Below are 13,533 nucleotides of genomic sequence, written 5' to 3' on the forward strand. Positions count from 1 at the left end.
GTTTCGCGCGAAAGCGGCGTTCGCCACGCCTGAGCGCGCCGCTTTCGCGCGAAACCGCCGCCCGCACCACGCCGCTTCGAGGGCAGGAGCGCGCCGCGCCGCATCCCGAAGAGCGCCTGCAGCAACCGAAAACGCTCAAGCGGCGGGCGCTTCCGCGAGTTCTCGGGACTTGGGCTCGCGGGCCGGGTCGGGCCTGGTGCCGAGCACGCATGCCACGGCTCCCAGGGCCATTCCCAGCACGGCGGTGAGGGACGGCGTTTCGCCCAGGATCGGCCAGGACAGCAGGGCGGACACGGGCGGGACGACGCAGAACAGGGCGGTCGTCCGGCTCGCGCCGCCGACCGCGATCGCCCGCAGGTAGAACGCGGTCCCGGCCACCGATCCCGCCAGGACCAGCCACAGCAGCACCGCGGTCGCCTGCCCCCAGTGCGTGACGTGGCCCTGCTCGAACACCGCGATCACGCCGACCGCCAGCGCCGCCGCACCCGACTGCACGGCGCCGCCGGCCCGGACGTCGACCCCGGCGCAGTACCGCTGCTGGTAGAGCCCGCCCGCGGAGAAACCGAGCAATCCCAGCAGGGTGAGCAGGATTCCCGGGTTCACCGCGCCGTCGGCGAGCACCTGGCCGCCGAGCGTGACGACGACGGCGAGCACGCCGAGGACGAGCCCGATCGCGCGGATCCGGCTCAGCCGCTCGCCCAGGAATCCGGCCGCGAGCGCCGCGGTGAGCACCGGGTTCATGGCGAGCACCAGCGCGGTCACCGATGCCGGGACCCCGACGGCCATCCCGCCGTAGCACCCGGCGAACTGCGCTCCGCTGGTGAGGATTCCGGCGACGGCGGTGTGCCCGAACCGCTTGCCGCTGGGCCAGGTCGCGCGGGAGCAGACCGCGATCGCCGCGAACACCGCCGCGGCCAGCGCGAGCCGCACGGAGGTCAGGAGGAACGGGGGAGCGGCGCCGACACCCAGCTTCCCGGTGGGGAATCCGCTGGCCCAGATGACGACGATCGGCGCCGCCAGCGGCAGCGGGATCGAGCGGGTGCTCTGCATGATCCCAAGCCTCGCCCGTCCGGCCCGGCCGCGTCCAACGACGATAAGTAATCGCGATCGATTTCAATCGCTGATCGGTTAGGGTGGTCGCATGGGTGCAGTGCTGGACATCGTCGCGTTGCGCAGCATGGTCGCGGTCGCCGACTGCGGCGGGTTCCACCGGGCCGCCGCCGCGCTGTCCCTGACCCAGTCAGCGGTCAGCCAGCACCTGCGCAAGCTGGAGCGGGTGCTGGACCGGAAGCTGGTGGTCCGGGAGGGGCGGCAGGCCAAGTTCACCGCGTCCGGAGAGCTCCTGCTGGCCGAGGCGCGGCGCATCCTCGGCGCGCACGACGAGGCGCTGCGCCGGCTCGGCGCGGAGGAACGCCGCACGCTCGTCTTCGGCTCCACCGAGCACGCCGCCGACCGGCTGCTCCCCGAGCTGGCGACCCGGATGCGAGCCGCCTTCCCGGCGTTCGAGGTGCGGTTCCGCCTGGACCGGACGGCGCGGCTCGCGGAAGCCGTGGACCGCGGCAGCGTCGACATCGCGCTGCTGATCGACCCGTCGGTCGGCGGGCGGAGCCGGGACGCGGGCTGGCTCCGGCTGGACTGGTACGCGGCACCGGACTGGGCGCCGCCGGGCCCCGGCGAGCCGCTGCCGATGGTCGTCTTCGACGAGCCGTGCACCACGCGGCGGCTCGCGGTCGACGCGGTGACCGGGATCGGCCGGCGTCCGGACCTGGTGTGCGAGGCCGCCGATCTGGCCGGGGTGCTCGCGGCCGCGCGGTCCGGCCTCGGCGTCGCGCTGCTGCCGTCGGCGAAGCCGCGCCTGGAAGGGCTGGTGGTGCGCGACGACCTCCCGCAGCTGGATCCCGCGCCGCTGCGGGTCCGGGCCCGCCCCGGACTCGACGACGACCTCGCGGACCTCGTCGCGAAGACGGCGCGCGAGGTGGTCGAAGCGCATTCGTGAGACATGCCGGAGGGCGCCCCCGGCGGGTCGGAGACGCCCCCGGCTCCGCGTCAGGCGGGCAGGTGCACGCGGCGGTGCAGGCGCTCGCCGATGTCGCTGGCCGCGTTGTCCAGCAGCTTGTGCGCCAGTTCGAACAGGGCGCGGGCGATCGCGATCTCGTCGCCGATCTGCGGTACCTCCGGGTCGTCCGGGTGGCGGCGCGCGGTGCCGTGCCCGTGCAGCGCCTGACCGCCCGGGGTGGTGAACCCGACGTCGGCGGTGGTCTTCGCGCCCGCCTCCACGACCTGCAGGTTCAGCGTGATGGTGTGGGTCTCGTTCATGGTCGCCTCCTGTCCCCGTCGGCCCGCGTTCCCGCAGGCCCTTGAGGTCGCCGTAGCCCAAGCATGCGCTGGCCGACCAGAGCAGCGGAAGACCGGTGTTCACCCGTCCGGGTTGCCCCGTTCGGCCGCGCAGACCGGTAAGCGCGACGTACCCAACCGGCCCTCGTCGCCAAACAAGGCCTTCGCGTGATCGGCTTCACCCGGGGTTTGACCTCGGGTCGCGGGGCAGGCAAGGATACGGCCGCCGACAGTGCAGGAACCCGGTGCGAATCCGGGACGGTCCCGCCACTGTGACCGGGGAGTGGGCCCCACTCGTTGCCACGGCTGCGTGCAGCTGGAAGGCCGGGGTGCCGCGTCGATTCGGGAGTCAGGAGACTGCGCGCCGGCCCCGCGCCGCGCCGCGGCGTGCGGACACCGAGCCCCTCGGGCGGGAAACCCAGGAGGTCGGATATCCCATGTCTCGGGATGCCGAAGAGAGTCGGCCGCAGGCCGGCTGGGGCGCCATCGAGCGCCGGAAAGCAGCGGTCGTGCTGGCCGCCGTCGGAGTGCTCCACCTGGCGGGTTGGGGCGCGTACCTGCTGCAGCAGCAGGAGTTCGGCGCTGTGGGAGGGCTGGCCGCCGCGGGGATGACCGCGTACCTGCTCGGATTGCGCCACGGGTTCGACGCCGACCACGTCGCGGTGATCGACGACGCCACGCGGCTGCTGATGCAGCGCGGCAGGCGACCGGTGTCGACCGGCATGTGGTTCGCCCTCGGGCACGCCAGCGTCGTGCTCTTCCTCGCCGTCGCGGTCGCTTTCATCGCCGGGCCCGCCGCGCAGCAGTGGGCCGAGGAGGCCGGCGTGCGGGTCGCCACGGCGGTGGACCTGATCGTGATCGCGGTCCTGACCGCGCTGGCCGTGCTCAACGCGCTGGTGCTGCGCGATGCCCTGCGGCTGCTGCGCCGCGCCCGCCGCGGCGCGGTCGACGAGGCCGAGGTCGAGCTGGTGCTCGGGCGGCGCGGCCTGCTCGCCCGGGTGCTGCGGGGGCGGATGCGCAACGTGGCCCGCTCCTGGCACCTGTTCGGCATCGGGCTGCTGTTCGGGCTCGGCATGCAGACCGCCACCGAGATCACCGTGCTCGCCATGGTCTCCCCGACCGAGCACCTGTCCGCGATCGCCGTGCTGAGCCTGCCGCTGCTGTTCGCCGCCGGAATGTGCACAGTGGACAGCGTGGACGGCATGCTGATGTCCCGGGCCTACACGTGGTCGCTGGCGCGGCCGCTGCGGCGGTTGTGGGTCAACGTGACGACCACCGCGCTGACGGTGGTGCTCGCCGCGGTCGTCGCGCTGGTCGTCCTCGCCGGGTTGCTCCAGGAGCTCGGCGCGTCCTTCGCGGAGCCGGTCGCGGCCATCGGCGACCACTTCGAGCTGCTCGGCTATCTGACGCTGGCCGCTTTCATGGCAGTATGGGGCGGCGCCGCGCTCTGGTGGAAAGTCGCCGCCCGCGGCGACGACGCGGAACGCGCGTGACCGGCGTCCACCGGCTGTGCCAGGTGGCGCCCCGAGGTCAGGCCGGTGATCGTGAGCCACGACGAGGTGGCCTACCGCGTGGCTGCGCCCCCGAGCACAAGGCCCCGGCGAGTTCGCCGGGGCGGAGCCGACATGGACTACGGACATGACCAAGCACACTGAACAGCACTACTTCGCCGGGCTCGACCTCGCCGGGAAGCGGGTGGTCGTCGTCGGCGCGGGCACCGTCGCGCAGCGCCGGGTCCCGCGCCTGATCAACTCCGGTGCGCTGGTCGACGTGATCGCGCCGGAGGCGACCCCGGCCGTCGAGGCGATGGCCGAGGCGGGCGACCTGACGTGGCACCGGCGCCCCTACGCCGACGGCGACCTGGAAGGTGCTTGGTACGTCGTGGCGTGCGCGACCGGGGCCGAGGTGAACGCCGCGGTCGCGGCCGAAGCCGAGCAGCGCCGCATCTTCTGCGTCCGCGCCGACGACGCCTCGCAGGGGACCGCCGTCACGCCCGCGGTGGCCCAGCACAGCGGGCTGCTGCTCGGGGTGCTGGCGGGCGGCGACCACCGGCGTTCCGCCGCCGTGCGGGACGGGCTCGTGGAGGCGTTGCGCACCGGTGTGGTCGACGAGTGGTCCGAGCCGCCGGCGCCGGGCGTCGCGCTCGTGGGCGGCGGCCCGGGCGACCCGGACCTGATCACGGTCCGCGGGCGCCAGCTGCTGGGCCGCGCGGACGTGGTGATCACCGATCGCCTGGCGCCGCGCGAGCTGCTCGAAGAGCTCGGCCCGCACGTGGAGGTGGTGGATGCCTCGAAGATCCCCTACGGGCGGGCGGCCAACCAGGACGTCATCAACTCGCTGCTGATCGAGCACGCCAAGGCCGGCAAGTTCGTGGTCCGGCTCAAGGGCGGCGACCCGTACCTGTTCGGGCGCGGGTTCGAGGAGCTGCTGGCGTGCGTCGAGGCCGGGATCGCGGTGACCACGGTTCCCGGGATCACCAGCGCTTTCTCGGCTCCCGCCGCGGCCGACGTGCCGGTCACCCACCGCGGCGTCGCGCACGAGGTCGTGGTCGTGTCCGGGCACGTCGGGCCGCACGACGAGCAGTCGCTGGTGGACTGGCCGGCGCTGGGCCGGCTGCGCGGCACCCTGGTGCTGATGATGGCGGTCAAGCGGATCAGGGAGTTCGCGGCCGTCCTGATCGAGCACGGCCGCGACCCGAAGTCGCCGGTCGCGGTGGTGCAGGAAGGCACCACGCGCAACCAGCAGACGCTCCGCACCACGCTCGGCGAGGTCGCCGACGCCGTGCGGGACGCGGAGATCAAGCCGCCCGCGGTGATCGTCGTCGGACCGGTGGCGGACCTCGCCCCGCAGTCGCGCCGGTAGTGTCGAAGTCCCGCAATTTCCATTGAAATCGGACCTTCGATTTCAATGGAAATTGCGGACCGTCAGCGTGTTGCGCCAGGACACGCCGATGGCTGTGGACAACCTCCGCAATTTCAATGGAAATTGCGGGACGCCGGGGCGGGGTCTGGTAGCTCTGGCCCGCCCCGGACCGGTTGTCAGCGCTGGCCGGGCCCGTCCTCCAGATCGCCCTCGGTCTGCAGGTAGACGTCTTGCAGCGCCTGCAGGGTGTCCGGGTTCGGCTCCTGCCACATCTGCCGGTTGGCGGCCTCCAGCAGCCGCTCGGTGATGCCGTGCAGCGCCCACGGGTTGGACTCGGTGAGGAACCGCTGGTTCTCCTCGTCCAGCACGTAGGTCTCGGCGAGCTTCTCGTACATCCAGTCGGCCACGACGCCGGTCGTGGCGTCGTAGCCGAACAGGTAGTCCACCGTCGCCGCCAGCTCGAACGCGCCCTTGTAGCCGTGGCGGCGCATCGCCGCCAGCCACCGCGGGTTGACGACGCGGGCCCGGAACACCCGCGACGTCTCCTCGGTCAGGGACCGGGTGCGGATCGAGTCGGGGCGCGTGCTGTCGCCGATGTAGGCCGCCGGGGCCTTGCCGGTCAGCGCGCGGACCGTGGCGATCATGCCGCCGTGGTACTGGAAGTAGTCGTCGGAGTCGGCGATGTCGTGCTCGCGCGTGTCGGTGTTCTTGGCCGCCACGGAGATCCGCTTGTAGGCGCTCTCCATGTCGGCGCGGGCCGGTTCGCCGTCCAGCTCGCGCCCGTAGGCGAAGCCGCCCCACACCGCGTACACCTCGGCCAGGTCGGCGTCGTCGCGCCAGTTCCGGCTGTCGATCAGCGGCAGGATCCCCGCGCCGTACGCGCCCGGCTTGGAGCCGAAGATCCGCATCGTGGCGCGCCGCTCGTCGCCGTGCTCGGCGAGGTCGGCGTGCGCGTGCGCCCGCACGAAGTTCTGCTCGTCCGGCTCGTCGAGGGCGGCGACCAGGCGCACGGCGTCGTCGAGGAGCGCGACCACGTGCGGGAAGGCGTCGCGGAAGAAACCGCTGATGCGGACCGTGACGTCGATGCGGGGGCGGCCCAGCTCGTCGAGCGGGATCACCTCCAGCCCGTTGACCCGGCGCGACGCCTCGTCCCAGGTCGGCCGGACGCCGAGCAGCGCCAGCACCTCCGCGATGTCGTCGCCGGAGGTGCGCATCGCGCTGGTGCCCCACACCGACAGGCCGACCGAGCGGGGCCAGTCGCCGGTGTCGGCGCGGTAGCGGTCGAGCAGGGATTCGGCGATGGCCCATCCCGTCTCCCAGGCCAGGCGGCTGGGCACGGCCTTGGGGTCGACCGAGTAGAAGTTGCGGCCGGTGGGCAGGACGTTGACCAGCCCGCGCAGCGGCGACCCGCTGGGACCCGCGGGAACGTACCCGCCTTCGAGGGCGTGCAGCGTCGCGGTCATCTCGTCGGTCGTCGCGGCGAGCCGCGGCACCACCTCGGTCGCGGCGAACTCCAGCACCCGCACGACCGCGTCCTCGGCGCTGCCGAGGACCTCCCGGCACACCTCGGGCGCCGAATCCGGGCTCCAGCCGCGGTCCTCCATCGCCTGGACCAGGGCGTGCGCGCGGGTCTCGACGTCGTCGACCTGCTCCCGGGCGGCGCTGCCGTCCTCGGCGAGCCCGAGCGCTTCCCGCAAGCCGGGCAGCGCGGCGCTCTGCCCGCTCCACATCTGGCGCGCGCGCAGCATCGCGAGCACGAGGTTCACCCGGGCCTCGCCGGCCGGGGCGTCGCCGAGCACGTGCAGGCCGTCGCGGATCTGGGCGTCCTTGACCTCGCAGAGCCAGCCGTCGACGTGCAGCAGCATGTCGTCGAATTCCGCGTCGTGCGGCCGTTCGTCGAGCCCCAAGTCGTGGTCGAGCTTGGCGGCCTGCATGAGCGTCCAGATCTGGCTGCGGATCGCGGGCAGCTTCGCCGGGTCCATCGCCGAGATGTTGGCGTGCTCGTCGAGGAGCTGTTCCAGCCGGGCGATGTCGCCGTAGCTCTCCGCGCGGGCCATCGGCGGCACGAGGTGGTCGACCAGGGTGGCGTGCACCCGGCGCTTGGCCTGGGTGCCCTCGCCGGGGTCGTTGACCAGGAACGGGTAGATCAGCGGGAGGTCGGCGATCGCGGCGTCCGGGGCGCACGAGGCGGACATGCCCGCCGTTTTCCCGGGCAGCCATTCGAGGTTGCCGTGCTTGCCCAGGTGCACCATGGCGTGCGCGCCGAACTCGTCGATCAGCCAGCGGTAGGCCGCCAGGTAGTGGTGGCTCGGCGGCAGGTCCGGGTCGTGGTAGATCGCGATCGGGTTCTCGCCGAAACCGCGCGGCGGCTGCACCATGAGCACGACGTTGCCCGCGCGGACGGCGGCGAGCACGATCTCGCCTTCCGGGTCCTGGGAGCGGTCGACGAACAGCTCGCCCGGCGGCGGTCCCCAGTGCTGCTCGATGGCGGTGCGCAGGTCCTCGGGCAGCGTCGCGAACCAGCTCGCGTACCGGCGCGCGGGGATGCGGACCGGGTTCCCGCTGAGCTGCTCCTCGGACAGCCAGTCGCGGTCCTGGCCACCGGCGGCGATCAGCGCGTGGATCAGCGCATCGCCGTCCTGGTCCGCGACGCCTGGCAGCGCGTCGGGGCCATCCTCGGGTCCGATGTCGTAGCCCCGCTCGCGCAGCGCCCGCAGCAGGCGGACCGCGCTGACCGGCGTGTCCAGGCCGACGGCGTTGCCGATCCGGGAGTGCTTGGTCGGGTAGGCCGACAGCATCAGCGCCAGGCGCTTGTCCTGCGGCGGCACGTGCCGCAGCGTCGCGTGCCGGACCGCGATGCCGGCGACCCGGGCCGCCCGTTCGCGGTCGGCCACGTAGACCGGCAGCCCCTCGGCATCGTTCTCCTTGAAGGAGAAGGGCACGGTGATCAGGCGGCCGTCGAACTCGGGCACGGCGACCTGCGTGGCCATGTCCAGCGGCGACAGGCCCTCGTCGTTGTCCTCCCAGGCCTCGCGGCTGCTGGTCAGGCACAGCCCCTGCAGGATCGGGATGTCGAGTTCGGCGAGCGCGCCGACGTCCCACGCCTCGTCGTCACCGCCGGCGGAAGCGGTGGCGGGCTTCGTGCCGCCCGCGGCGAGCACGGTGACGACCAGCGCGTCCGCCCGGCCGAGCTGCTCCAGCAGCTGCGGATCGGGCGCCCGCAGGGAGGCGCAGAACAGCGGCAATGCCTGGCCACCGGCGTCTTCGATGGCCTCGCACAGCGCGTTCGCGAACGCGGTGTTGCCCGCCATGTGGTGCGCGCGGTAGTAGAGCACGGCGACGGTCGGGCCTTCGGTGCGCCGCGGGGTCCGCTCCAGCACGCCCCAGGTCGGGGTCTCCGCCGGCGGCTCGAAGCCGTGCCCGGTGAGCAGGATCGTGTCGGACAGGAAGCGGTGCAGCTGAGCCAGGTTGTCCGGGCCGCCGTGGGCGAGGTAGCGGTGCGCTTCGGCGCACACCCCGCCCGGCACGGTCGAGCATTCCATCAGTTCCGCGTCCGGCGCCTGCTCGCCGCCGAGCACGATCACCGGGCGCGGGCCCGCGAGCAGCGAGTCCAGGCCCTCTTCCCAGGCCCGGCGGCCGCCGAGCAGCCGCACGACGACGAGGTCGACGTCCTCCAGCAGCGGGGGCAGGTCGTCCACGCCCAGCCGCGCCGGGTTGCCGAGCCGGTACTCGGCGTCGGCGGCCCGCGCGCTGAGCAGATCGGTGTCCGAAGTGGACAGAAGTAGGATCATGCGGACCGCTCCTCGGCGTGGCGACCGGCGTCGCGGGGCCTGGGCGCGCGTGCGCAGCGCATGACGGCACCTCCCTCGGGGTCCTCGCCCCGGTTCGTAGGTCGCGGCGACCGGAGTCTCCTGGCTCCCGGATCAGCGCTCGCTCCGTCTTCCCGTCCAGTTAGGACAGTGACTTCCCTGGAGTCCGCTCCCCGGTGACAGTGGCGGGACCGCGCCGGATTCGCACCGGCTTCCTCCACCGTCGCCGCTGAATGCTGCGACCACTCTTCGCAACGGGGTGATCTTACGTCAAGCGGCGCGGGCATGACGCACGTCGCACCGCGCTTGTTTTGCGTCCGCAACTACCTGGGTCCGTAGTATCAGCCGGGTGTTGCACAGAGCCAGACCAGAGCGGGACGCGTGTCCCGGCGCGCTGCGGGTGCACGAGGCAGCCGACGGCGGACTGGCCCGCATCCGCGTCCCGGGCGGCGTGCTCACGCCGCCTCAGGTCCGGGCGATCGCGGCGGCCGCGGCGCTCGGCGACGGCGGCGCGGAGCTCACCTCGCGGGCGAACGTGCAGGTGCGCGGACTGCCCGCGGGAGCGGAGGAGGAACTCGCCGCCGGGCTCCGGGCGGCGGGGCTGCTGCCCTCGGCAACGCACGAACGGGTCCGCAACATCATCGGCTCGCCCTCGGCGGACGGCCGCGAGCTGGTCGACGTGCGGGCGGTGGCCCGGGAACTCGACGCGGCGCTCTGCGCGACGCCGTCGTTGGCGGACCTGCCCGGACGTTTCCTGTTCGCCATCGACGACGGCCGCGCGGACGTCATCTCGCTTGGCGCCGATGTCGGCCTGCTCGCGGAGCGCGCGGACACCCTGGCGCTGGTGCTCGCCGGCGTGGATTCCGGAGTGCGATCGACCCCGGACCAGGCCGCCGGCGTCGCCATCGCCGCGGCGGAGGCGTTCCTGGCGGAGAAGGCCGAGCAAGGGCTCTCGGCTTGGCGGCTGGCCGAACTCGACGACGGTGCGCGCCGGATCGCCGACCGCCTCGGCGCCGTCCCGGGCGGGCCGCTCCCGTCGAACCCGCCGGCGACGCATTCGCAGGTCGGCGCGGTGGAACGGTCCGACGGAACGGTCGGGGTGGTGGCCGGGGCACCACTGGGCCGCCTGTCGCGGGACCAGCTGGATATCATCACCGCCGCGTCCGACGCCGCGGGCGAACTTCGCCTGACGCCGTGGCGGACCGTCGTCCTGCCCGGCTTGCGGCTGGACGAAGCCGGTCGGTGGCTCTCGGAACTCGGCGCGCACGGCCTGCTCGTCGATCCGTCCTCGGCCGGTGCCGGGGTGACCGCGTGCGCCGGTCGTCCCGGCTGCGCGAAGGCGCGGGCCGACGTCCGCGAAGACGCCCAGCGCGCATCGGCGGGCGGCGCTCTTGCGGTGCATTGGTCGGGTTGCGAACGGCGCTGCGGCCGACCGCAGGGGCGCGTCGTGGAAGTGCTGGCCACCGGTGCCGGCTACGAGGTCGGTCTCGACGGCGAGACGCGGGCATCCGGCGCCGATGTCGACCAGGTATCCGCCGCGCTCGTCGCGGCACGGAGGACAGTGTGAACGAGAACAACGGGGCGACCCGCTACCGAGGGGTGCCCGAATACGTCCGGGAAGGCGCGGAGATCTACCGCCGCTCCTTCGCCACGATCCGCGCGGAAGCGGCCCTGAGCGGCCTGCCGCCGGAGGTGGCCGGGGTAGCGGTGCGGATGATCCACGCCTGCGGCATGGTCGACCTGGTCGACGACCTGGCGTACTCGGCGAACGCGGTGCTCAACGCGCGCGCGGCCCTCCGCGCCGGTGCGCCGGTGCTGTGCGACGCCGCGATGGTTGCCGCCGGCGTGACCCGGCGCCGCCTGCCCGCGGACAACGACGTGATCTGCACGCTGTCCGACGAGCGGGTCCCGGGCCTGGCCCGCGAGCTGGGCACGACGCGCAGCGCCGCGGCACTGGAGCTGTGGCGCGACCGGCTGGCGGGATCGGTCGTCGCGATCGGCAACGCTCCGACGGCGCTGTTCCGGTTGCTGGAGATGATCGAGGACGGCGCCCCGAAACCCGCCGCGGTGCTGGGGCTGCCCGTCGGCTTCATCGGTGCCGCGGAATCGAAGGAGGCGTTGGCGGCGCACCCCGCCGGGCTGGACCACCTGGTGGTGCACGGCCGCCGCGGCGGCAGCGCCATGGCGGTGGCCGCCATCAACGCGATCGCGAGCGAGGAAGAGTGAGCAGCAACGGCAAGGGCACGCTTTTCGGCGTGGGTCTCGGCCCCGGCGACCCGGAGCTGGTGACGGTCAAGGCCGCCCGGCTGATCGAACGGGCCGAGGTGATCGCGTACCACAGCGCCCGGCACGGCAGGAGCATCGCGAGGTCCGTCGCCGAGCCGTACCTGCGGCCGGGGCAGATCGAGGAGGCCCTCGTCTACCCGGTGACCACCGAGACCACCGACCACCCGGGCGGCTACCAGGGCGCCATCGACGAGTTCTACGCGGACTGCGCGGCCCGGCTCGCGGCGCACCTCGACGCCGGGCGGGACGTCGTCGTGCTCGCCGAGGGCGACCCGCTCTTCTACGGCTCCTACATGCACATGCACAAGCGGTTGGCCGGCCGCTTCCGCGCCGAGGTCGTCCCGGGCATCACCTCGGTCAGCGGCGCGTCGGCGGCGCTAGGGCGCCCGCTGGCCGAACGCGACGAGATCTTCACCGTGCTGCCGGGCACCCTCCCACCGGACGTCCTCGCCGAACGGCTCGCCACGACCGATGCCGCCGCGGTGCTCAAGCTGGGGCGCACCTTCGAAGGAGTGCGGCAAGCATTCGAGAAGGCGGGCCGCCTGGACGAGGCCTGGTACGCCGAGCGTGCGACCACGGATCGGCAGCGCCTGCAGCCGCTCGCGGACGTCGACCCGGAAACCGTCCCGTACTTCTCGCTGGCGCTGCTGCCCGGACCGGCGAATTCGGACACCGCGCTCCACGCCGCCGCTGCGGCCGCCGACCGCGGCGCGGAGCGGGGCGAGGTCGTGGTGGTCGGACTCGGACCCGGCGGCCGCGAGTGGGTGACGCCGGAGGCGCAGGCGGCGCTCGCCGCGGCCGACGACCTGGTCGGTTACGCCCCGTACCTCGCCCGGATCCCGGACAACCCGCGGCAGCGCAAGCACGCGTCCGACAACCGGGTGGAGGCCGAACGCGCGGAGTTCGCGCTGGAGCTGGCCAGGCGCGGGTCGCGGGTCGCGGTGATCTCCTCCGGCGATCCCGGCGTGTTCGCGATGGCCAGCGCGGTGCTGGAGGTCGCGGCGGAGCGATCGGACGTGCCCGTGCGGGTCCTGCCGGGCATGACGGCGGCGCAGGCGGTGGCCAGCCGCGTCGGCGCGCCGCTGGGCCACGACTTCTGCGTGCTGTCGCTTTCCGACCGGCTCAAGCCGTGGGAGGTGATCGTCGAGCGGCTGCGCGCCGCGGCGTCGGCGGACCTGGTCATGGCGATCTACAACCCCGCTTCGCGCAGCCGGACCTGGCAGGTCGCGGCCGCCCGGGACGCGGTCCTGGAGCACCGCTCGCCCGACACGCCGGTGGTCATCGGCCGGGACGTCGGCGGCCCGGCGGAGAGCATCGAGGTGGTGCGCCTGGCCGACCTCGATCCGTCCGATGTGGACATGCGGTGCCTGCTGCTGATCGGCTCGTCGACGACGCGGCTCGCCGTCGGCGCCGACGGGCGCGACGTCGTGTTCACGCCGCGGCGCTACCCGGCGTGATCTCGTTGGCGCAGCGCGGAATCGAGCCAGGCGACGGCGTCCTCGACGGTCTCGGCCGAGGGCGCGGTGGGCTGGGGCGGTCGCTGGACCACCACCACCGGCAGCCCGAGTTCGCGGGCCGCGGTGAGCTTCGCGCTGGTCATCGAACCGCCGCTGTTCTTGGTGACGACGATGTCGATGCGGTGCTCCCGCAGCAGGGCGAGCTCGTCGTCGACTGTGAACGGCCCGCGGGCGAGCAGCACCGTGGTGTGCGGCGGCAGCGGCGGTTCCGGCGGATCGACGGTCCGCACCAGGAACCGCAGGTCGAGCGCGGCGAAGTGCGCGAGGCCCTGCCGGCCGGTGGTGAGGAAGATCCGTTCGCCCAGCTCGGGCAGCAGCTCCGCGGCCGCCGCCAGGGACGGCGCCGCCCGCCAGTCGTCCCCGGGACCCGGCCGCCACGCGGGGCGGCGCAGCACCAGGATCGGGCACCCCGCGAGTTCCGCTGCCGCCACGGCGTTCTCGGTGATCGCGCCGGCGAACGGGTGGGTGGCGTCGACGACCGCGTCGACCTGCTCGCGCCGAATCCAGTCGGCCAGCCCGTCGACACCGCCGAAGCCGCCGACGCGCACTTCGCCCGGCGGCAGCTTCGGCTCGCGGACCCGGCCGGCGAGGGAGGACGTGACGCGCAGGTCTGGCCGCTCGGCAAGCCGTTCGGCGAGCTTCCTGGCCTCGCCGGTGCCACCGAGGACGAGCACGCGGGTCATCCGACCCGCCCCGTTGTCGCTGCGAACCGCATGAGGAGCATT

General features: G+C 73.6%; 10 protein-coding genes and 2 riboswitches. Of the genes, 6 read left to right on the forward strand and 4 right to left on the reverse strand.

The window, feature by feature from the left end; translation table 11 throughout:
• Positions 1–135: 135 nt before the first annotated feature.
• Positions 136–1,050, reverse strand: coding sequence for a DMT family transporter (locus tag ACWEV3_RS20555; RefSeq protein ID WP_452615436.1), 915 nt, complete (start codon positions 1,048–1,050; stop codon positions 136–138).
• Positions 1,051–1,141: 91 nt separating this feature from the next.
• Between ACWEV3_RS20555 and ACWEV3_RS20560 the strand changes: the two genes are divergently transcribed.
• Entirely contained in the window at positions 1,142–1,996 is an 855-nt protein-coding gene (locus ACWEV3_RS20560; protein ID WP_452615437.1) for a LysR substrate-binding domain-containing protein, read from the forward strand.
• 50 nt (positions 1,997–2,046) lie between these two features.
• On the opposite strand, the gene ACWEV3_RS20565 is transcribed toward ACWEV3_RS20560, so the two are convergent.
• The gene (locus ACWEV3_RS20565; RefSeq protein ID WP_132487319.1) at positions 2,047–2,316 is read right to left on the reverse strand and encodes a DUF1876 domain-containing protein; all 270 of its coding nucleotides are present in this window, start codon (positions 2,314–2,316) and stop codon (positions 2,047–2,049) included.
• 253 nt (positions 2,317–2,569) lie between these two features.
• A riboswitch (cobalamin riboswitch) is annotated at positions 2,570–2,694 on the forward strand.
• Positions 2,695–2,771: 77 nt separating this feature from the next.
• Between ACWEV3_RS20565 and ACWEV3_RS20570 the strand changes: the two genes are divergently transcribed.
• Positions 2,772–3,827 (forward strand): HoxN/HupN/NixA family nickel/cobalt transporter, encoded by a 1,056-nt coding sequence (locus ACWEV3_RS20570; protein WP_452615438.1) that lies wholly within the window; start codon positions 2,772–2,774, stop codon positions 3,825–3,827.
• Between the two features lie 145 nt (positions 3,828–3,972).
• Positions 3,973–5,196 (forward strand): uroporphyrinogen-III C-methyltransferase, encoded by a 1,224-nt coding sequence (cobA, locus tag ACWEV3_RS20575; protein ID WP_452615439.1) that lies wholly within the window; start codon positions 3,973–3,975, stop codon positions 5,194–5,196.
• A gap of 176 nt (positions 5,197–5,372) precedes the next feature.
• On the opposite strand, the gene cobN is transcribed toward cobA, so the two are convergent.
• Positions 5,373–8,987: a cobaltochelatase subunit CobN gene (gene cobN, locus ACWEV3_RS20580; RefSeq protein ID WP_452615440.1), complete on the reverse strand. Its 3,615-nt coding sequence runs from the start codon at positions 8,985–8,987 to the stop codon at positions 5,373–5,375.
• Positions 8,988–9,081: 94 nt separating this feature from the next.
• Positions 9,082–9,268: riboswitch (cobalamin riboswitch) on the reverse strand.
• 86 nt (positions 9,269–9,354) lie between these two features.
• Between cobN and cobG the strand changes: the two genes are divergently transcribed.
• The 3 genes from cobG to ACWEV3_RS20595 are packed head-to-tail and all read left to right on the forward strand — an operon-like array spanning position 9,355 to position 12,748.
• Positions 9,355–10,572 carry a precorrin-3B synthase gene (gene cobG / locus ACWEV3_RS20585; RefSeq protein ID WP_452615441.1) on the forward strand — a complete coding sequence of 406 codons (1,218 nt, stop codon included), beginning with the start codon at positions 9,355–9,357 and terminating at the stop codon, positions 10,570–10,572.
• A complete protein-coding gene (locus tag ACWEV3_RS20590; RefSeq protein WP_452615442.1) occupies positions 10,569–11,231 on the forward strand; it encodes a precorrin-8X methylmutase in 663 nt (220 codons plus the stop codon). The genes cobG and ACWEV3_RS20590 overlap by 4 nt, the downstream gene beginning before the upstream one ends.
• Positions 11,228–12,748: a precorrin-2 C(20)-methyltransferase gene (locus ACWEV3_RS20595; protein ID WP_452615443.1), complete on the forward strand. Its 1,521-nt coding sequence runs from the start codon at positions 11,228–11,230 to the stop codon at positions 12,746–12,748. Before ACWEV3_RS20590 ends, ACWEV3_RS20595 begins: the two co-directional genes overlap by 4 nt.
• On the opposite strand, the gene ACWEV3_RS20600 is transcribed toward ACWEV3_RS20595, so the two are convergent.
• Positions 12,736–13,491 carry a cobalt-precorrin-6A reductase gene (locus ACWEV3_RS20600; RefSeq protein WP_452615444.1) on the reverse strand — a complete coding sequence of 252 codons (756 nt, stop codon included), beginning with the start codon at positions 13,489–13,491 and terminating at the stop codon, positions 12,736–12,738. The genes ACWEV3_RS20595 and ACWEV3_RS20600 overlap by 13 nt on opposite strands.
• Between the last annotated feature and the right edge of the window lie 42 nt (positions 13,492–13,533).

The sequence above is a fragment of the Saccharopolyspora sp. NPDC003752 genome (assembly GCF_053605825.1).